Source organism: Crateriforma spongiae, from assembly GCF_012290005.1.
Taxonomy (GTDB): Bacteria; Planctomycetota; Planctomycetia; order Pirellulales; family Pirellulaceae; genus Crateriforma; species Crateriforma spongiae.
On record NZ_JAAXMS010000005.1, the window covers coordinates 312,029 to 331,940 of the forward strand.

General features: G+C 60.1%; 10 protein-coding genes. 1 reads left to right on the forward strand and 9 read right to left on the reverse strand.

Annotation, left to right across the window (positions count from 1 at the left end):
* Positions 1-9: 9 nt before the first annotated feature.
* Positions 10-2,820, forward strand: coding sequence for a COG1361 family protein (locus HFP54_RS15285; RefSeq protein ID WP_168565786.1), 2,811 nt, complete (start codon positions 10-12; stop codon positions 2,818-2,820).
* A gap of 18 nt (positions 2,821-2,838) precedes the next feature.
* On the opposite strand, the gene HFP54_RS15290 is transcribed toward HFP54_RS15285, so the two are convergent.
* From HFP54_RS15290 to groL, 9 genes are all read right to left on the reverse strand, one after another.
* The gene (locus HFP54_RS15290; RefSeq protein ID WP_168565787.1) at positions 2,839-4,014 is read right to left on the reverse strand and encodes an NPCBM/NEW2 domain-containing protein; all 1,176 of its coding nucleotides are present in this window, start codon (positions 4,012-4,014) and stop codon (positions 2,839-2,841) included.
* A 182-nt stretch (positions 4,015-4,196) separates the two neighbouring features.
* Complete coding sequence (locus tag HFP54_RS15295) at positions 4,197-7,445, reverse strand: sugar-binding protein (RefSeq protein ID WP_168565788.1); 3,249 nt, start codon at positions 7,443-7,445, stop codon at positions 4,197-4,199.
* Positions 7,446-7,656: 211 nt separating this feature from the next.
* The gene (locus HFP54_RS15300) at positions 7,657-12,003 is read right to left on the reverse strand and encodes a vWA domain-containing protein (protein ID WP_168565789.1); all 4,347 of its coding nucleotides are present in this window, start codon (positions 12,001-12,003) and stop codon (positions 7,657-7,659) included.
* A 441-nt stretch (positions 12,004-12,444) separates the two neighbouring features.
* Positions 12,445-13,503, reverse strand: coding sequence for a polyprenyl synthetase family protein (locus tag HFP54_RS15305; protein ID WP_315853906.1), 1,059 nt, complete (start codon positions 13,501-13,503; stop codon positions 12,445-12,447).
* A 720-nt stretch (positions 13,504-14,223) separates the two neighbouring features.
* The gene (locus HFP54_RS15310) at positions 14,224-14,898 is read right to left on the reverse strand and encodes a peroxiredoxin-like family protein (RefSeq protein ID WP_146413234.1); all 675 of its coding nucleotides are present in this window, start codon (positions 14,896-14,898) and stop codon (positions 14,224-14,226) included.
* Between the two features lie 929 nt (positions 14,899-15,827).
* The gene (locus HFP54_RS15315; RefSeq protein WP_146413235.1) at positions 15,828-16,121 is read right to left on the reverse strand and encodes an FmdB family zinc ribbon protein; all 294 of its coding nucleotides are present in this window, start codon (positions 16,119-16,121) and stop codon (positions 15,828-15,830) included.
* Between the two features lie 55 nt (positions 16,122-16,176).
* Positions 16,177-16,770, reverse strand: a complete 594-nt coding sequence (gene grpE, locus HFP54_RS15320) for a nucleotide exchange factor GrpE (RefSeq protein WP_168565790.1) — start codon at positions 16,768-16,770, stop codon at positions 16,177-16,179.
* Positions 16,771-16,917: 147 nt separating this feature from the next.
* Complete coding sequence (gene dnaJ, locus HFP54_RS15325; RefSeq protein ID WP_146413237.1) at positions 16,918-18,072, reverse strand: molecular chaperone DnaJ; 1,155 nt, start codon at positions 18,070-18,072, stop codon at positions 16,918-16,920.
* A 149-nt stretch (positions 18,073-18,221) separates the two neighbouring features.
* Complete coding sequence (gene groL / locus HFP54_RS15330) at positions 18,222-19,841, reverse strand: chaperonin GroEL (protein WP_168565791.1); 1,620 nt, start codon at positions 19,839-19,841, stop codon at positions 18,222-18,224.
* Positions 19,842-19,912: the final 71 nt, after the last annotated feature.

The window sequence follows — 19,912 nt, forward strand, 5'->3', positions numbered from 1 at the left end:
ATGCGAACGATGAAACGCTTTGGCGTTCAGATTGCTGCCGGTGCCACCACGATTCTTCTGGGGGCGCTCGCCGCTGCTCAGGCCCAGAAAGATTCCAGCGGAACCAACGAATCCGATTGGGATGTTCCCGAACAAACGGAAATGCGGGCGCCGACCACCGCGATCGCGATGGCCGATTTGCAGCCGATCGATGGACCGGCCAAGACGGATGCCGCGTCGGATACCGGTGCCGCGGGACCGTCACCATGGTCCGGTGGCAACGTCATGCAAGTCGCGCATAACGAACCGGTCGACCCCGCGCCGCAAGACGGCGGTAACGCATCTCCGGCGGGCTTCGACGTTTCGTTTGATCCCGCGGGTGCGGAAATTGCCGAAACCCCGGCGGCGGATGTCCAGGACGCCGCTCGGTCGCTGGCCCAAGGTGCCGCGTCGATGTTCTCGGTCAGCCCGCCGACCTTTGCCGATGCCGATACCGATCCCCAGGCATCTGCCGCGTCCGACTTGGCCGCCGAAGCGACGCCATCGGCCGCCGAAGCATTCAGCCAGCCCGCGGCTGAAGATTTCCCCGAGCCACCGGCCGGCGGATTTCCCGAACCTGCCGCCGGCAGCGGTTTGCAAATGCCGACCCTTGGTGATTTCCAGCCGGCCGAGGTCGCCGAATCACCGGGCGATTTGATGCCCGAACCTGCCGCCGCGTCGATGGCCGCTGGCGATGCCACGCCCGTTCCCGAACCCTTAGAAATGGCGGCACCCCCGACGGCCGATCCGGCCCCGGCAGGCGACATCGCGGCCGATGCGTCCGCGTACGGTTCGTTCGCACCCGCCGGTGATTTTGCTGACCCGCAATCAGTGCCTCCGTCCAACGGTCTTCGCGAAGCCGCCGCCGACGCCAGCCAGCTGCAACCTCCGCCCGCCATGGCCGCCACATCCCCGGATGCCGCTCCTCAAGAAGCCGCACCCGGGCCGCAGGCTTTCGCCGCACAACCCCAAGCATTCGCCGACGCCGCGGCGGGATCGTTTGCGGATGCTTCGGCGACGGCTTCACCGGAACCGTCGGCTCCGTCGCCAGCGGGCAATGGGCTGATGCAGTCTGAACCACCGACCTTTGCCCAGCAAACGCCTGCCCAGCAAACGCCTGCCCAACCTTCGTCGGCTGCCGCCGCCTATGACGCGGCGACTGCGGCAAGCCAGTCCGATTCCTACGCGGCAAACGCCGGTGGCGCGGCCGTGGGATTTGGTGCCAACAATGCGGCGCCGACATCCTATGACTTGCCGACCCAATCACCGAACATGTCGGCACCGCCGACGCAGAATCCCGGAAACGGTTACGGCATGCCCGCATCGGCACAAATGCGGAACCAAAACCCGCCGACCGCTGGCGGATTCAACGCGTCGTCGCTGCCGACCGATTCCGCGCAAGTTGCCGCCGGCACACCGGGCGACCGCCGCTTTGATGGCGTGCAGACGCCCAGCGTTGTGATCCATAAACGGGCACCCGCCGAAGTCCGCGTCGGCCAGCCGGCATCGTTTTCCATCACCGTGCGAAACGTCGGTTCGGTCGAAGCCTTGGACGTTCGCGTTCACGATCAAGTCCCACAAGGGATGGAACTGGTCGACGCGATGCCCGGCCCCACGATGTCCGGCGACGGTCGGCTGTTGTGGCAATTGGGCAGCCTGGAACCGGGCGGCGAGCAAACGATCACCCTGCAATTGATGCCGCGACAAGAAGGCGAACTGGGCAGCGTGGCCCGCGTCACTTTCGAAGCCGCCGCATCGGTACGCACTCGCAGCACACGTCCGCAATTGGAAATCGTCCAACGGGCGCCCCAACAGGTCTTGATCGGCCAACAAGTCGAAATCGAACTGGAGGTCAGCAACCCGGGATCCGGTGCCGCCGAGAACATCATCATCCAAGAAGACGTTCCCGAACAACTTCAGCACCGAAACGGTCGCCAGTTGGACAACCGAATTGGCGTGCTGCAGCCCGGCGAAACTCGTCGCGAATTGTTGCGAATGACCGCCGTCAAACCCGGCATGGTTCGCAACCTGGTTCGTGTCCGGGGGGACAACGGGTTGGAGGCCCAGCATGCGGTCGATCTGCAAGTCATTGCCCCGCAATTGCAAGTCGCGTTGAACGGTCCAAAATTGCGGTTCCTGGAACGCCAAGCGACCTACAACATTCGTTTGGCCAACGCGGGAACCGCCGACGCGCATAACGTCCAACTGGTCGCCCAGTTGGATCGCGGGTTCCAGTTCGTCAGCACGATCAACCAGGGACAATACGACCCCAACCGCCACGCGGTGATCTGGTCATTGGCCCAGTTGCCCGCCGGCGAAGAAGGCGAAATCGAATTGACGCTGTTGCCGATCGAAGAAGGCGAACAAGCGTTACGGTTGGAAGCCGCCAGTGACCTTTCCGAAGCCGTCGTGGAACAGTCGGTCGTGTCGGTCCAGTCGCTGGCCGAACTGACCTTCCAAATCGCCGATACCGCCGATCCGATCGAACAGGCGGGTGAAACCACCTATGAAATCCGCGTCACCAACACGGGATCACGCGACGACGCCAACGTTCAAGTCCAGTTACAAATCCCACGCGGCATGCAGTTGATCGCCGCCGAGGGCGACGCGCAAAGCGACAACAACGGGAACGTTTTCTTCAACAAAATCCCGCGTCTGGACGCCGGTCAGGAACAGGTTTACCGCGTCAAAGTGCGTGGGCTGCAAGCCGGGCGTCACTTGATCAAAGCGATCGTGGTTAGCGACCAATCCAGCGTGCCGGTCACCAAGGAAGAAAGCACGATGGTGTACGCCGATCGCTAGCATGCGTCGCGGCAGTGTCTATTTCACCAAACGCGGGCGAACCCAACGCAGCAGATCGCCCGCGTCGCCGTCTCCCATGTCGTCGACAAGTAACTGCACCCGAGACACGTCGGCGGTCGGCACGTCGAATCCGACCGCCGATGAATCGGTCAGCTCTTGTTCCCAGACGGGCTGGCCGTCACACAGGATCTTTGCTTTCACACGTCCGCCGCGAAGAACTTGCTGGTGACGTCGCACGGTTCCCACCAATCGGCTGACATCCGGATCGACGCGGTATTCCAGCGACGACTGGGCAGGGATCAACAGGTCTTGGTCCTGGTCAACCGCCGGACCCAACCAAGCGTCCAACGCTGCGGTCACGTCCGCTGATGACGATTCTGGCAAGCTGGAACCGAAACGACGCTGGGCCGGTTCCAAAGTCGCCAATAACGTGCTGCCGCCGGCCCAATCGATGCGTTTCAGTTGGTCGATGGGAAAACGATGGCTGGTGCCGGACCCTAAATCCAACGATAGTTGATCGTCGCCGTCGTCCAGTCGAACCGAACGAACCAGCCAAGTTGAACCATAGGCGTCGACAACGCGAATCGGTGCCGACGTCGGTTCCGGTTCGGCGGATCCGCCCAGAATGATGCCTTCCAGCTTTTCGACCGGCGCGTCGACTTCGGATCCGTCCAGATCAATTTTCACCGCCGCCGGACTGATCGACAAAACGATGCCGCGGATCGAATCGATCTGGTCGCCTTCACGACGTACGGCGATAAGGTCACCGCGACCTTCGCTTTCAAACAGCCCCAACCATTTCGGATCCGTTCCCGGCGATGCACGGCGAAAGCGGATGGATCGGACATCGGTCAGCGGGATCCGAACGTCATCCTGGCGTCGCGGCTGAATCACCAACTGATCGTCGTCGGTGCTGACCTGTTGTGCTGCGATCTCCGACCCGTTGCGAAGCGTGACTCGGATGGTCGGCCCGGTTCGCGATTCGGTTTGCACCGGGACCAGCGATTCCACGTCATCCACCGCGACGGCACCACCCGGATCCAAGTTCACTTCCACCACGCCGATCGACAGCAAGGTTCCCGTGCGCGTGCCGCCGTCACTGGTGCCGAGCGTTACCTCCGTCGCCGGAGCCGTCAGAAACGAGGTGCAAACGAACAGCAGACAAGCAATCAAACGCATGGGCACGGTCAACACGATCGGTCATTGGGCACGGACGGTGCGGGGCGACACCGAACCCGAATGGATCCGGCGGCCCACCATCAAGAATCTCGCGTTTCATTGGACGTCGGACGCAGCGGATTCGCAAGCCACACGCCGGATCGTTCGATCGCCCGTCGACGTTCCACGTATCACGGGGGATTCGCGGACAGCGTGACCTACTGGGACATCAATTCGCTGATCAGTCGGTGCATTTCTGTTCGGCGTTTGGTGTAGTCGGCGGCGTCCAGTTGCCGGGCGGCGTCGTCGACCACCGGTCCGGTTTGACGAAGCGATTTCAGAAATCGTTTGGCCCGATCGACCGTGGCCTTCTTGTCCGGTCCGGCTCGTTCGATGGCATGTTCCAGCGTGACGACATAGCGATGGTCGGTAACGCCTTCACGAAGGTTTTCCCAGTCCAGAGTGCTCAGCATCTGAGGGCGACTGGGATGCGGGGCCGCCAGGGCAAAAAATGGAGCGATGCGATCGCCTTCGCGGACGCCGACCATCGCATCCTGGTCACCCCAGTAATACGTCCAGTGCATTTGCGAGTGCACCGGGGTTTGCCACAGCCAGTATCCGTTGACCAGCCGCGCGTATTCCGGCGTGATGCTGGTGCGGATGATGTTGTAATAAGCGAACGGCACATCCCCGCTTGCGTCGATGCGTTGGTGAAGCTGATCGTAGGAATGGTTTTCTTCGGATGACCACAGATCCAAATTGCGTCCATGAAAAAACGGGACATCAACCAACGGTTCGACGCGATCCCACTTTTCAACGTCTCGCGGATCAAAGGTCAGGCCGATCGGATTGTCCGTGTATTGCCGCACGATCTTGGCCGTGTAAATCCAAGGTTCCAGACGCTGGCCGATGAAGACTTCGTCGCTCCAGAACAGCACCAAACTGTTTGCGGGCAAACCGAATTGCTTTTCCAAGTCCGCAACCGCGGCGACGCCCCGCTGAACCGCTTCGCGAAACTCCGTTTCTTTGGCTTTCAACGATTCGATATCGATGGCGTGACGGTCCAGGAATTCCACGCCCAGAACCTGAGCCAATTGTTCCACCGAGAACTTGATCGAATAAGGCGGCTTCATTCCGTATTGCTGCTGCAGTCGCAGCGACTGTTCGGCCGCCCTGGTTACCGGATTGCCATCGGAACCAAATGAAATCCCGGCCCAGTAGTGCATGGTGGTCGCTTGGTGATCGGCCATGTCCTGCATGACGACCGATTCCCATTGCGGCCCCGCTTGGAAAAGCGATCCCTTGGAGATGTTCAGAAAAGCGCCGGCGCGTTTATCAGGCGATCGCAGTTCAAAATCACCGACACGCAGCGAAACGGGCAACGTCGCGACCGATTGATCGGCGGAACGAAGCGTCAATTGGCCGGTGTATGTTCCCGCCGGTGCGTCGGCAGGAAGATCGATCGTGCCCACCAACAAACGAAGTTGTCCAGACGACAGCGTCGCCGGTGGTTCGTCCCACAGGAAACGCCACACAAACACGGCGTCGTCTTTGGGACCCTGGTAATGCACGGGCTGAAGCATCCGCTGGACCCACCGCACGGAGACGTCGGCTGGACCGATCACCGAATCGTTGGATTTCAATTCGGAAAGCTGGACCGACGGCGATGCCAACTCTTGATGAACAAGCGCGGATACCGCGAACGCTTTGGTTTCGCCCCTGGCCGCGATCAATTCCATCGAAGTGATCTGCGGCGAAGGCTGATCCATGGCGGGCGGTTCGGTCAGGCTTGCCGACAACCATTGTGCAGCCCGGGCTTGATGCGGCTGCGGCATGTCGAACGCAACGCGGAACGGATCGCGGCGCTCGATTTGAATCGGCGCGATGTTTTCAAAATCACGTTTCACCGAAACGTCGCCCTGCAATGGTTCGTGCAACGGCGATAGGACGGCGAACCGGTGCGTCCCGATCGCCACGTCTTCGAAACGAAAAACGCCGTCGGCGTTGGTGCGTTCGATCCGTCCCATGGCATTGATCGGAATGCCCGCCAGCGGTTTTCCGGTCGTGTCCAGAACCGTTCCTTTGACCGTCGATAGCATGTCAGCGGCGGCTGATGACGGATCGACGAAGCGAAACCAACCGAATCGATCGGGGTGATGGAAATCACCACCGGTGTACGACCAAGCGTTCCAGTTGCGGGTTCCGGGGACTTCGGCGCGGCACACGTTGGCGGCCCAAGTCGAACTTTGCAGTGGCTTTGCCGCGCCCAAAGCATCCAATGGGATTGCCGCTTCGACGGTCCAGTAATCAAAGTCGATGTGTCCGGCGATTTCGACGTCGCTGGGAACCCACGGGACTTCGTTGTCACGCCCGTTCCATTTCCGTGTGACCAGCCCACCCTTGGGATTCATGGTGATCTGAAAGTACGTGCCGGATGCGGGATCAGGCTGCAGGAACAGGTCGATGCAATCATGGTTGTGGATCGACAGATCGTTTCGCCGGTCCGATCCATGACGGTGCGATTCTTGACCCGTTTCGACCGCGCGGGCAAAGAAGTAGATCGCATCGGCATCGCGGGTGACTTGGAAAGTCGTCGTCGGAGATGATTTGCCGCCGTCGATGCTTCGAACCAGCGACAGGGGACGGACGGACTGCCAACCGGCGTCATCGGATCGGCCGTCGATCGTCAGTGGACCGCTTTTCGGGCGGATGCCGATTTGTGGTCGTGCTTTGTCGACCGTCGGTGATGACAGGGCGACCCATTGGGTGGTCGGTTCGGTGGGTTCGCTTTGACCCCGTGCGGTGTCGTTGTAAAACGCGGCGCCATCAAAAGCGATCGTTCCCTGGTCGTACAAAAAGACCGACAGATTGACGCGATCCACGTTGCTGTTGGGGTTCACCGTGAAGGTGTAGGTCGCCGATGTCCAAGCGTCCGTGTTGGTCGATTTGTCACGCGTGTCGTGATAGACGTAGTACTTTCCGTCCGGATCATTCACCGTCGCGTTGCCGTCGACGTCGTGAAAGATGACACGCAGTGAGGGCGTCGTACGGCTGGGTTCCATCGCAACCAATTGGCGGCGATAGCTGATTTGGAAACGGTAAGTGCAACCGCGATAGACCTTGATGCTGCGGCGTGGGCTGAAGGAAATCGTTTGCGACTGATCGCTTCGGATCTGCACGTGTTGCTGGCCGTCCAACGAATCTTGTCGGATCCATTGATAGTCTTCGTACGGTTCGAATTCCCATTGGTTTTTTGCCACTTGGTGGGAAACTTTGGGTGGCGTCCACTGGTCCCAGCCGTTTTCAAAGCTGGGATTCGCAATCAGGTTTTCCGTTTGCTGCAACGCTTCGACGGGAAGCTTCGACAAATCGGGTTGATCCGCTAATGCGAGAGCCGGGAAGTAAAACAGAAGCCAGCCGATGCATACCGAAATGGATTGTCGGCGCCGGTCATCAAGTCGTCGCATGATGGGAGCGTTGGGAGTCGAAGGGGAGGGGGATTGGGGCGGGGACGGTGCCAACGTTTGATCGGTTGGCATCCGCGTCAGCGCATTCTATGCCCACACGTGATGTCCATGGTGGCGGTCATTGCGACCCACCGGCGCACGAAAAAACGCCGACCAGCGTTGTGCTGATCGGCGTTGAATAAGAGTCGGCTGGATGTTTCAGCGGTGAACGTTACAGCAAACCGCCGCCGGCACCGCCCGCACCACCAAAGCCGCCGGCTGCGCCGCCGCCCGTGTTGCCACCACCGGTGGCCCCGTCTTCGCCGGTGACGAAGTTGAACGTGTTGACTTCGCCGATCTGCGTGAAGAACGGTGACGGGGTGACACGAACGTAACGTCGATCGGCCGAAACCACCGCGGTTGCAAACATCATCGCACCGGTGGGTAGCGTCGTGATTTCCGGACGGAAACCGACGGCGCCACGATTACCAAAGCCCAAACGCGGGTCGACAAAGTTGCCACCCGTGCCGCCCAACAGTGCGGCATCGCTGAGGAACTGTTGCAAAGCGTTCTGGTCGATGCCGCCGGCAAACTGCCCCAGGACGTCGTTGCGGATATCGCGTTGGACATCGTTCAGGTGGGCCAATTGGGCATCGGCGATTTCTTCCTGACGTTTGCCATTCTTCAGTTCAAACGTGATCAGGGCATCCTTTTCGGTCAGCGGAATCGCTTTCTGAATCAGGTTTTGTTCCGGACGTCCGACATCGGTCAGGACTTCCACGTTCACGTGACCGGTGGAAACGTTGCCCCAGACCCGACGCAGTAACAAGCGATACTTACCGCTGAAGCCTTCCGGACAAATGTAAGTTTCCGAAACGGAGCCTTCGGAATCTTCGCCATGTCCGGCGAACGAATCACCCAGCAAGGTTCCGCCGGCGGCAGTCGCGGGCGTTTCCAGCGAGCAGATCGTTCCGGCGGGTTCTTCCACGGCGATGTCGACATCGGCGTCACCCGTCCACGAAACGCGGACGATGACGTCGTGGGACGATGCCAGTTGCAACGATTCGTTGAACTTGTCGGCGTCGTCCTTCTGGCCATTCTCGATCAGTTCGTTGTACGTCGCACGAGCCAGCAGTCGGGCTTCTTCGACGATCGATTCGTACTTCTTCGGCCAAGCCTGGGACAGGATACCTTCGCACGCCCAAGCGATACCGTCTTGCGAATTCAGGTGTTTGGCCAATCGCAGCCCCATCACGTACGGCTCGCGACGATAGCGGTCGACGTCGGAAACCTTTTGGCAAAGTTGCAACGCGGCTTCGTGACAATCGGCGGCTTCCAATCGGGCCGCGACGTGCAAGACGTCTTCGGGAGATTCGGCGAAGTCGACCGCCGACAAATAAGCACGTTCAATGTCCGACTTGGCGGCCCCGGTGGCTTCCAAGGCGATCGCGTAGGCCTGGTACATCCATGGTTGGACGTGACCGGATCGGATCGCCGCGGAAATGATCACGCGGACTTCGCCGAAGTGCTGCATGGCCAACGAATCGTCGCCTCGCTTGACGGCCGAACCGGCTTTGACACTCAGTTCGCCCACGCTGGCTTGAACGCGAGCGTCCAGTTGGCGAATCAACTCGGGCGAAGCTTCTTCGAATCGTGCGAACAAAGCGTTCCACGCGTCGGATCGGCTTTGGCCTTCGGCGACTTTCAATCGGATCGGGCCCAGATCGATCTTGCGAGTCTTAGTCTCGGATTTGGGCGCCGCGGTGGTGGACTTTTGGCCCAGGCCGGCGTTGTCTGGAACGGCCATCATGCCGCCCATGCCGCCGCCCATCATGCCGCCGCCCATCATGCCGCCGCCCATGCCGCCACCCATCATGCCGCCGCCCATGCCGCCGCCCATCATGCCGCCACCCATGCCGCCGCCCATCATGCCGCCGCCCATCATGCCGCCGCCCATGTTCATGATCGGCACGACAAGGTCACCCATCGGATAGACCTTTTGGATGTCTTCGTCGGCGTCGACGGTGGTGATCTTCAGGACTTCGTCCTTGATGGTGTATGCCAGGTCTTCTTCGGAAAGCATCAAACGCAATGCCGAACGCAGGCTGACGTTGTCGATTTGGAAGCTGATCGGGGTGTCGCTGGACAGCCCCAGTTCCTCCAACGCACGTCGGTCGATCACGACGGGAATGTCGTGTTGACGAGAAATTTCTTCGCGGACTTGGTCCAGCGGGGTTTCGATGAAATCGAAGCTGGACTGTTCGTCCAATTTCTGTTCGATGCGACGTTCCGCATCGCTGTCGCTGACCAGTTCAACGCTGCTGTAACGGTCCAGACGTCGACGCGACATGCGTTTCCAAGTTTCCGCATCGGGGTACAAGACGGGCGGTTCGCCGGTGAACGGAATGTTGGCTTCCAACACGGCGGAGAACACGTCGACGTAGTTTCGTTGACGCAGTTCGTTGATCCGGCGGTCGCGGTCATACACCTGCAACATCAACGGCAGGTCGGTGAAATGACGCCCGGCCACGCTGTCACGCGTGATCGTGTCGCCGGCCAGTTCGGCGAACGCCAAGCTGACTTCGCCGTCGGCTTCTTGGTACCGACCTTCGTCGATCAAGTCGTTCAGTTGACGTGCCAACGCCTTCAGCTTCGCTTCTTCGCGATAGGTTTGTTGCAACATCGACGTCGTGGCGGCCGATGCGGCCAAACGGGCTTCGATCGATGCCTGTTGTTCGGCGTACTCGGCTTCGCGTCCGCTGGCCAAACGAATCGCCGTACGAACCTTGCCCACCAATTCCTGACGCAGCTCCGGTGCAACGTCCGGTGTGGATTCCACGCGAGCCAGCAGACTCTTCAGCGAACCCGCGACGCCGATCGGGTTTTCGATCAAACGACGACGGGCCTCGGCAAGTTGCGCGTTGACCTCTGCACGCAGACGGCCTTCGTTGGCCGTTTGCATCGCGTCAAATCGGCTGAGCAGATCGCCGCCGGATTCGACGATTTCGTCGTCGCCGACCGGGTTGTCAAAGAATTGGTCACCGATGACCGGCGCGGGTGAGGCAGCAGGTGGTGCCGGTGCCGGTGCCGGTGCCGCAGGAGCAGGAGCGGCGACCGGTGGTGCCGGTGCGGGGGCCGCAGGAGCGGGGGCCGGGGCGGCAGCCGCTGGTTCGGGCTGGACCGGTGCAGCGGCGGGTTCGGGTTGTGCCGGTGCGTCGGTGGGTTCGCCGAAAAGGTCTTCGGCACCCGCATCGGGAGCGCCGAACAGATCGTCGCCGCCTTCGGGGGATCCGAATAGGTCATCGAAACCGGAACCTTCGTTCTGGACAATCAGCCGGTTGCCCGTCGCGGTGACCTTCTCGATCGCTTTGGCTTTGCTGTTGTTCGGGTCGACCTGCAGAGCCTTTTCGGCAACCACGCGGGCGCCACGTTGATCGCCCTTTTGCAGAGCCATCGATCCGGCTTTGGCCAATGCTTCGGCGCGAGCGCTCATGGACTTGGCCGCCTGACGCAACATCATCGATCCCGACGTTGGCAACAGCAGACCGCCGTCCTTTTCGGCCATCTGAACCAATCCGGGCAAGAACGCGAAATCGGGGTGGTCCGATTCGGTGGTGGCGTCAAATTCGATTCGCACTTTGGCGTTGGTCGTTTCGCCGGTCAATTGCACGCGGCCGTCGGCGGCTGCGGTTTGCGAACGGCCCAACAGGATCGCATCACGGTCCAACCGCAGCGGCGGCAAGCGGTCACCGTGAATCGTGCTCATACCGGAAAGCAATTCCGCGTCGCTGATCCAAATCGGCGATTGGATGGCCGACGATGCGACGGCGGCACCGATCGAATCGGCGGGGTGTTGTTCGGAAACGACGCCCAAAACGCCACCGGTGTGGTTGGCCAGGATGGCCAGTGTTTCGACATTGACCGTGGGGCCGATGACCACGCTGTGAACGCTGATGTGATCGCCACGCAGCGCGTCGACCAGCCGGCCGAACCGTTGTGCGTTGTAGGTCGAATCCATCGAAGCTCCGTCACCGACATAGATGATGCTGCGGGTGGACGACGCGTCACGGCCCGCCAACGCGGCACGTGCCTTGTCCAACGCGGCGACCAGGTTGGTGTTGCCCATCGGCAATCGTTCGTTCAACCGATCCAACGCCGCTTGGGTATCGTCATCGGCCGCGGTGGCGAAGTGATCGCTGAGATCCACGGTGTTGACGTCGGTCGCGTAAACCTTGACTTGATCGCTGCCGCGAAGCTTGGCCAGAATTTGGTCGACCGCTTGCATCGTGTCGGAGCGGAATCCGCCGACTTGGCTGGCCGATGTGTCGACCAACACGACCACGTCGGCAGCCGATTTGGTCGCCGCGGCCAACAGTTCGTCGCTGGCGTCGGGCAGGATCGAAGCGGCAAAGTAGCCTTCGCCCGCGTCATCGGCGTACCGGACGATCCGGAATTCCGCGTCACCGACAAAGGAAACGTCGTCGCCGGCCGCCGCCGGTCGGGACACGCCCAGGAGAATCGTCAGGGCCAGTGCCCCGGCGAACGATCCGCCCAAGAGTGATTTCAACGTGAATGCCATCTTCAATTGCTCCGCGTGTTGAAAAGAGACGCCGCCGCGTCACGAACGTTGAGGGGTGGGGAGTAGCCAGGTGGAATTGCGAACCCGAGCGGGCGAAAAAACGATCGCCGAAGCCATCGGATCTTCCGCACTGGGGCTGACAATTCAGGGTTTCACCGTCGATTTTATTTGCGGCCCGATTCTTTCTCCAAGGAAATCCGGGCCAATCCGGTCGAGATCGAGTGGGTGGGGCCGGTTGTAGGTGTTGCAAGATGCAACACTTGCCGCATTTCGCTGCAGCAACCAGCCGCCGATCCGCCGATTCGGCCGGCGGCGTGATAGAAGATGCGACCCGCGTGCCGAAAACGGGGCCCAGTGTCGCCTTTCGCCCGGCGAAGGTTTCGCCGCACCAGCTTGCGCAGCACCCGCCCGCGTCGCCCAGCCGACTCAGAACCGGCCGACTCAGAACCGGCGTTGGACCGCAAATCGGGCGATCTGCACCAGCGAATCCGAAACGGAGGACGCCTGCACACTGTGAACCGCTTCGATCGCCTGGTCACGGAATCGACTGGCGACCTGACGCGTGTATTCGGCGGCATCACCGGACATGAGATCGTCGCGAATCCCGTCGAATCGTTGCTCTGGCGGACCGGAAAGTACGGCCTGCAATCGTTCTCGATCCACCGGTTCGGCTTGTTGCAGCATGCGGATGACCGGCAGCGTCAGTTTGCCTTGCTGCAGATCCGTCCCCAAGGTCTTGCCGACCGTCGCATCATCGCCCCACAGGTCCAAATAGTCGTCGGCGATCTGAAACGCCATCCCGACCGCTTCGCCGTACCGGGCCATCGCGTCGACCGCATCGTCATCGGCACCCGAAAGGCGAGCGCCCAGTTGTGTCGCGACCCGGCAAAGCTCCGCGGTCTTGCCCTGGATCATGTCAAAATAGGCATCTTCATCAATCTGCAGCCAGTCGCGGCCCAAAACTTGACGCAATTCGCCTTCGCACACCAACCGTGACGCCTCGCCGATCCACTGACAGGCTTCGATCGATCCGATTTCCGCGGCCAATCGGAAACTTTGCGAAAACAGATAATCACCGAACAGGATGCTGACGTGGTCGTTCCAGCGGGCGTTCACGGTGGGAACACGCCGCCGGACAGTGGCCTCATCCAACACGTCGTCGTGGATCAGCGTCGCCGTATGAATCATCTCGATCACGACCGCCATCCGCAGATGGGCGTCGGTCAGCGGGCCGAAATTCAGACCCGACAACAGCAACATCGCCGGCCGCAATCGTTTGCCACCCAACTGCGTACCGTGGCACAACAGCGGGTTCATTGATTCGTAGGGGCTTTGCAACTGACGCGTCAGCAGGTCTTCGACTTGCTGCATCGGCTGGCGAATCGGGCGGTAAACCTGACCCAACAGTTGTTTCAAGCGAGCGTCACCGTTACCGGCGGCTCCCGCATGGGCAACGTCGGAACCATTCACGTTGTGCAGAGTGACAGGGGCAGCGTCCACGGGCTTTGGATCCGGCATCAGTCGTTGAAGCGGACGCAATCTGGGCCGTCCGCAGGTACCTGAACGATCAAACAATCTCTCAACCGAAATCCGATCCCGACGGCAACCGACAGGATTCGCAGCGGCTGAGAGGTGTCAGGTCGCCCCCGACACATCACCAATGATGCGTATTGCACCGAATGTGAAGAGAATTCGCTAGGCCAGTGGAAGAATTAGTGTGATCACGGTCACTGCGGGGCGGCCAGAAGCCCTGCCGGCCCCCAAAGCCGCCACATCGTCGCCTTTCGCTCCGCGAAATTAGCGCAGCCTCGGTCACCGGCGCGCGCCCTCCCCTCGCTAAGGCTCGACCCTCCCGGCGGGAGGGTGAAAAGAAGACGGCAATCCTATTGCTTCGTTGATCCGTGTTCTGGCGCCAGTTGCCTGCCGCCACAAAGTCGCCTTTCGCTCCGCCGAAAGTAGCGCAACTGCCCTCCCGGCGGGAGGGTGAAAAGAAGACGGCAATCCTATTGCTTCGTTAATCCGTGTTTTGGCGCCAGATGCCTGCCGCCACAGAGCCGCATTTCGCGACGAGAAAGCGGGGCAAACCACCGTGTGCAGCCGGATTTTGTCTGAACGGATGACAAGTCTCACGCCAATCAGATCAACCGTAAGACTTGTCCAGACAGGCCATCAAAGCACAGACCTTTTCAACAGGAAGCAACCGCCAAAAACCTACGGCGTTTACTGCAACTGCTTCACCGCGGCGACCACTTCGGCAGGTTCCGCTCGCTTCTTGTAATCAGCATCCAGAAACGCGTAGGTGATCTTGCCGTCGGTATCGATGACGTAGGTGGCGGACAATGGCAATTCCATCGCGTCGTTGCCGTTGTACTTCGCAAGTTCCAGCTTGTCCCGATAAATCGGTACGATCACGTCGGGCAGCTGAAAAAGGATCCCGAACTTTTTGGCTAATTCGTTGTTGGCATCGTGCAAGACGAGCATGTCCAGATCGTTGGCTTCCGCGGTTTCTTTGGCTTTCTCTGGCAACTCCGGCGTTAGCACCACAAGCTTCGCACCAGCACCTTCGATGGCACTCAGTTGCTTCTGCATCGCTCGCAATTGCAGGTTGCAATAGGGGCACCATCCGCCGCGATACCACATCAAAATGACCGGATGGTTTTGCCAAACCTCGCTTAGCGTGACCGACTGATCGTCCCAGCCTTTCAACGTCGCATCGGCTGCGCTGTCACCTACCTGTTTTGCCGACTGTTCGATGCCAGTCGCGCGAACGCTTTCAATTCCCGCTTGAAAGGATTCAAGGACTTCGGCCGGAAATCGTTTCGATGCGTCGTCTGCCGTTTTTTGCAACTGCACGGACAACGCGGTGGGATCGTCGGCAGAAACGTGAGAAACCATGGCGGAAGATCCTATAACGGTTGAAAATAAAACAGCGCAAAGCGAAACGCGAAGAGTCATCGATGGTCGAACCGAACAGTGGAAAACGGGTGCTTGCTTCAGTGACAAACACTCAATGACTGCTTCGAAGCAGTTCCCGCCATGTCAGTTGCCCGCGCCGGACGCAGAAGCCTTTGGTACCTGTGTGGCGATCCACTTTCCAGCATGTTGCTCAACAAACACAAAACAGGTCATGGCACCGGAGATGGCTGGTGAATCAACGTCGCCTTTCGCTCCGCGAAAGAGGCGCAACTGCCCTCCCCTCGCTAAGGCTCGACCCTCCCGGCGGGAGGGTGAAAGGAAGACGGCGATCCAAACTTCGTTGACCAGCGTGAAGATGGACGTCTCGTTCGAAGGCCAACAGATAGACAGATGCCCGCCGCCACAACGTCGCCTTTCGCTCCGCGAAAGAGGCGCGACTGCCCTCCCCTCGCTAAGGCTCGACCCTCCCGGCGGGAGGGTGAAAGGAAGACGGCGATCCAAACTTCGTTGACCAGCGTGAAGATGGACGTCTCGTTCGAAGGCCAATAGATCGACAGATGCCCGCCGCCACAACGTCGCCTTTCGCTCCGCGAAAGTAGCGCAACTGCCCTCCCCTCGCTAAGGCTCGACCCTCCCGGCGGGAGGGTGAAAGGAAGACGGCGATTCAGACTTCGTCGGCCAGCATGAAGATGGACGTCTCGTTCGAAGGCCAACAGATAGACAGATGCCCGCCGCCACAACGTCGCCTTTCGCTCCGCGAAAGTAGCGCAACTGCCGCTCCCTTCGCTTTGCCTCGACCCTCCCGGCGGGAGGGTGAAGAACGGAAGACGATTCAGTCTTCGTTAACCAGTGTTGTGGCGAAATACGTCGACCCGCGGCTAGCCTCGCACGGCACCGGCTGCGAAGCCTCAGTCCGACTTTTTGGACTTGGCCGAAGTCTTCGACTTGGTTTTCGACTTCGAATCAGACTTGCTGTCCGACGACTTCTTGTCCGCTGCGGCACCTTTTTTATAGCTGTCGCTTCGATAGTCGGTTTCGTAGAACCCGCTGCCCTTGAACATGATTGCCGCACCGCTGCCGAACAGTCGACGCAGCTTTGACTTGCCACATTCGGGGCACTTCTTCTTCACCGGATCATTGATGCCCTGGAACAACTCCATTTCGTGACCACAGGCATCGCACTCATAGTCATAGGTGGGCATGGCCGTAACCTCAAAGAATGTTTTGACAAATGAAAGTGGATTGGATTTTGACGTGCTACTGAGCTGATCCGCTGCTGACGATCACCTGTGCCGGACGCAGCACACGGTCGTGCATTTGCCATCCGCTGACCGCCACGTGCATGACCATGCCGCTTTCAACGTCGTCGCTGGGCATTTGCGAAATGGCTTCGTGATAGTTTGGATCAAACGCTTCGCCGTCGGCCGGGATTTCTTTGATCGCGTACTTGGCAAACGTGTCGTCCAGTTGCTTGGCAACCATTTGAACGCCATCGCGCAGGCCCTGGACCGACTCGGTACCCTCGGCCGCTTCGATGGCACGCATCAAGTTGTCGCGGACTTGCAACAAGTCGGTCACCATTGGAACACCGGCGTACTTCAAATCGTCTTCGAACGACTTGCGCATCCGTTTGCGAAAGTTTTCCGCTTCGGCCTGTGCCTGCAACGCCTTGCGATTGGCTTCTTCCACCTCGCCGCGCAAGCGTTCCATTTCCTCGTCCCGTGTTTCGGGCTGGGGGGCGCTGGTGGCGTCGTCAGATGCGTGTGCGGCGTCGGTTTCGGCGTTCAAATCCAATTCGTCTTCGACGGGTTGGCGATCGGCGGTGTCACTGGATTCGATATCACTGGTCATGGTTCGATCCGGCATCAAGGTCGGATGGACAAAGGATGGTTCAACAGGAACGGTTTTGGTATCGACGATACACTGGTCGATCGGCCACGGTGGATTGCCGCCGGTTTGTGACAGGCATTTGCACCGGAGCCGGCGTGGTTGGTTCGCTTAGCCGGATTTGCTCGCGGCTGTTTCAGCATCAGGATCAAAAAACTGCTTCAGCTTGTCCAGAAAACTGGTCCGCTGGGGCAGCACCGATTCGTGATCCAGATCGGCAAGTTGGCGAAGCAGCGTTTGTTGTTCGGATGAAAGTTTCTTGGGGACTTCCACAAAGACTTGGACCAACAGGTCGCCGGGGCGTCCGCCCCGTGGATCGGCGACGCCTTCGCCTTTGACGGTAAAGACTTCGCCGTTTTGGGTGCCCGCCGGCACGGTCAACTGGTGCGGTCCGTCCAACGTCGGGACCTCGATGTTTGCCCCCAGCGCCGCTTGGCTGTAGCTGATCGGCATCTGCAGGACCAGGTGGTTGCCTTCGCGTTGAAACAAATCGTGTGGCTGGACGGTGATGAAACAATAGCAATCACCGTTGGGGCCGCCGTCCGGGCTGGCTTCGCCTTCGTTGGACAATCGCACCCGCATGCCGTCGTCGACACCGGGCGGAATCTCCACGGCCAATTCGGCGCGTTCGTTTTGCTGGCCGCTGCCCCGGCAATCTTTGCACGGTTCGCTGATTTGTTGACCGCGGCCCTGACAGGTCGGGCAGGTCGTTTGGACCCGCAGGATGCCCGCGGACTGGATGACTTGTCCGCGACCGCCACAGGTGTTGCAGGTGACCGGTTGGCTGCCGGGAGCGGCGCCGTCGCCGCCGCATGTTTTGCAGGGCACTCGGCGGCGAAAGGAGACATTCTTCTTGACGCCGCGGGCGGCTTCTTCCAACGTCAGCGTGACGTCACAGCGGATGTCGGCGCCGCGTCGGCGTCGTCGTCCGCCGCCGCGCCCGCGGTTGCCAAACAAATCGCCGAACATGCCGCCACCGAACATGTCGCCAAAGGCTTCGAAGATGTCTTCGACGTCGGTGAACTGATGGGCGGCACCCTCAACGCCCGCGTGACCATACTGGTCGTAGCGGGCGCGTTTGTCCGCGTCGCTCAAGACCTCATAGGCCTCGGTCGCTTCTTTGAATTTCTCGACCGCGTCTTCGCTGTCACGGTTGCTGTCAGGGTGGTATTTGATCGCAAGTTTTCGGTACGCGCGATCAATCTCCTGCTTGGTCGCGGTCCGCTCGACCCGAAGCACTTCGTAATAGCAGGTCTTTTCGGCCATGAGATACTGCTGCTTATTTCGCAAACAGGGCCGCGAACCGGTGCGGGTTCACGGCCCATGAAAGATGGTTCATCCGTTGTTCACCGGCGGTCGACGTGTCGACCGCGCGGTGTTACGGTCCCAACAAGGGGCGATTGGCGTGACCTGACTTAGGACACAACGCCTTCGACCGGGACCTTGTCCTTGTCTTCTTGGTCGTAATCGGTGACCAAAGCTTCGGTCGTCAGCAACAATCCGGCGATGCTGCCGGCGTTGGTCAACGCGGTCCGCACAACCTTGACCGGGTCGATCACGCCGGCCTTGACCATGTCGGTGTACTCACCGGTGTAAGCGTTGAAGCCGGTGTTGACGTCCTTTTGGCTGACTTCGTCGACCACGACGCTGCCGTCGATTCCGCCGTTGTCGGCGATTTGACGCATCGGCGCGTCCAACGCGTTCAAGACAATGTCGACGCCGATTTTTTCGTCGCCGCGAGCCTTCTTCTTGGCCGCTTCGACCGCTTCGCGGCAACGCACCAGGGCGACACCGCCACCGGGCAGAATGCCTTCTTCGATCGCCGCACGGGTTGCGTGCAGTGCGTCTTCCAAGCGAGCCTTGGTTTGCTTCATTTCGGCTTCGGTTTCCGCACCGACGCTGATCACAGCAACGCCACCGGAAAGCTTGGCCAAACGCTCTTGGAACTTTTCCTTGTCGTAATCGCTGTCGGTCTGTTCGATCTGTGCGCGGATCTGTGCGACACGCTTGTCGATGTCTTCACGCTTGCCGGCACCTTCGACGATGGTCGTGTGACCCTTGTCGACGGTGACTTTCTTGGCGCGACCCAGTTGATCCAACGTGACGTTTTCCAGTTGGATGCCCAGGTCTTCGCTGATCAGCGTTCCACCGGTCAACGTCGCGATGTCGCCCAGCATGGCCTTGCGACGGTCGCCGAATCCTGGTGCCTTGACGGCACAGACGTTCAAAGTTCCACGCAGCTTGTTGACGACCAACAACGTCAGTGCTTCGGCGTCGACGTCTTCGGCGATGATCAACAGCGGTTGGCCCGACTGTGCGGTCTTTTCCAACAGCGGTACCAAGTCGCGGATGTTGCTGATCTTCTTTTCGTACAGCAGCACCAACGCATTTTCCAAACCGGCTTCCATCGTGCCCGGGTCGGTGATGAAGTAGGGCGAAATGTAGCCCTTGTCGAACTGCATCCCGTCGACGTAATCGACTTCGGTGGTGCGCGACTTGCCTTCTTCGACGGTGATCACGCCGTCCTTGCCGACGCGTTCCAGGGCATCGGCCAGCAGGTTGCCGATTTCCGGATCGTTGTTGGCGGAAATCGCACCGACGTGAGCGACTTCTTCTTTGCCGCTGACCGGTCGACCCAACTCGTGCAGTTGATCGCAAGCGGCTTGGACGCCACGATCGATACCGCGACGGATGGCGGTCGGGTTGCTGCCGGCCACGATGTTTCGCAGACCTTCCTTGAAGATCGCGCGAGCCAACACGGTTGCGGTCGTCGTGCCGTCGCCGGCCAAGTCGCTGGTCTTTTGCGCGACTTCGATGACCAGTTTGGCACCCATGTTTTCGAACCGGTCTTCCAGTTCGATTTCCTTGGCCACGGTGACGCCGTCCTTGGTGACGGTCGGACCGCCGAACGATTTGTCAACGATCACGTTACGGCCGGTCGGGCCCATGGTCGTCGCGACGGCTTTGGCAAGTTTGTCGACGCCGGCCAGCATTCGGGCCCGTGCGTGATCGTCGAACAAAAGTTGTTTTGCCACGATTGAGGTTCCTTGGTGAAGTGTTTGGATTGCGATGGAAATTGAAAGGTTGGATCGCCCGGTCGACGGCC

Coding starts and splice junctions, on each gene's coding strand:
- HFP54_RS15310 (WP_146413234.1), bottom strand. CDS start 14,898: ATGGTTTCTCACGTTTCTGCCGACGATCCCACCGCGTTGTCCGTGCAG.
- HFP54_RS15285 (WP_168565786.1), top strand. CDS start 10: ATGAAACGCTTTGGCGTTCAGATTGCTGCCGGTGCCACCACGATTCTT.
- grpE (WP_168565790.1), bottom strand. CDS start 16,770: ATGACCAGTGATATCGAATCCAGTGACACCGCCGATCGCCAACCCGTC.
- HFP54_RS15315 (WP_146413235.1), bottom strand. CDS start 16,121: ATGCCCACCTATGACTATGAGTGCGATGCCTGTGGTCACGAAATGGAG.
- HFP54_RS15300 (WP_168565789.1), bottom strand. CDS start 12,003: ATGGCATTCACGTTGAAATCACTCTTGGGCGGATCGTTCGCCGGGGCA.
- dnaJ (WP_146413237.1), bottom strand. CDS start 18,072: ATGGCCGAAAAGACCTGCTATTACGAAGTGCTTCGGGTCGAGCGGACC.
- HFP54_RS15295 (WP_168565788.1), bottom strand. CDS start 7,445: ATGCGACGACTTGATGACCGGCGCCGACAATCCATTTCGGTATGCATC.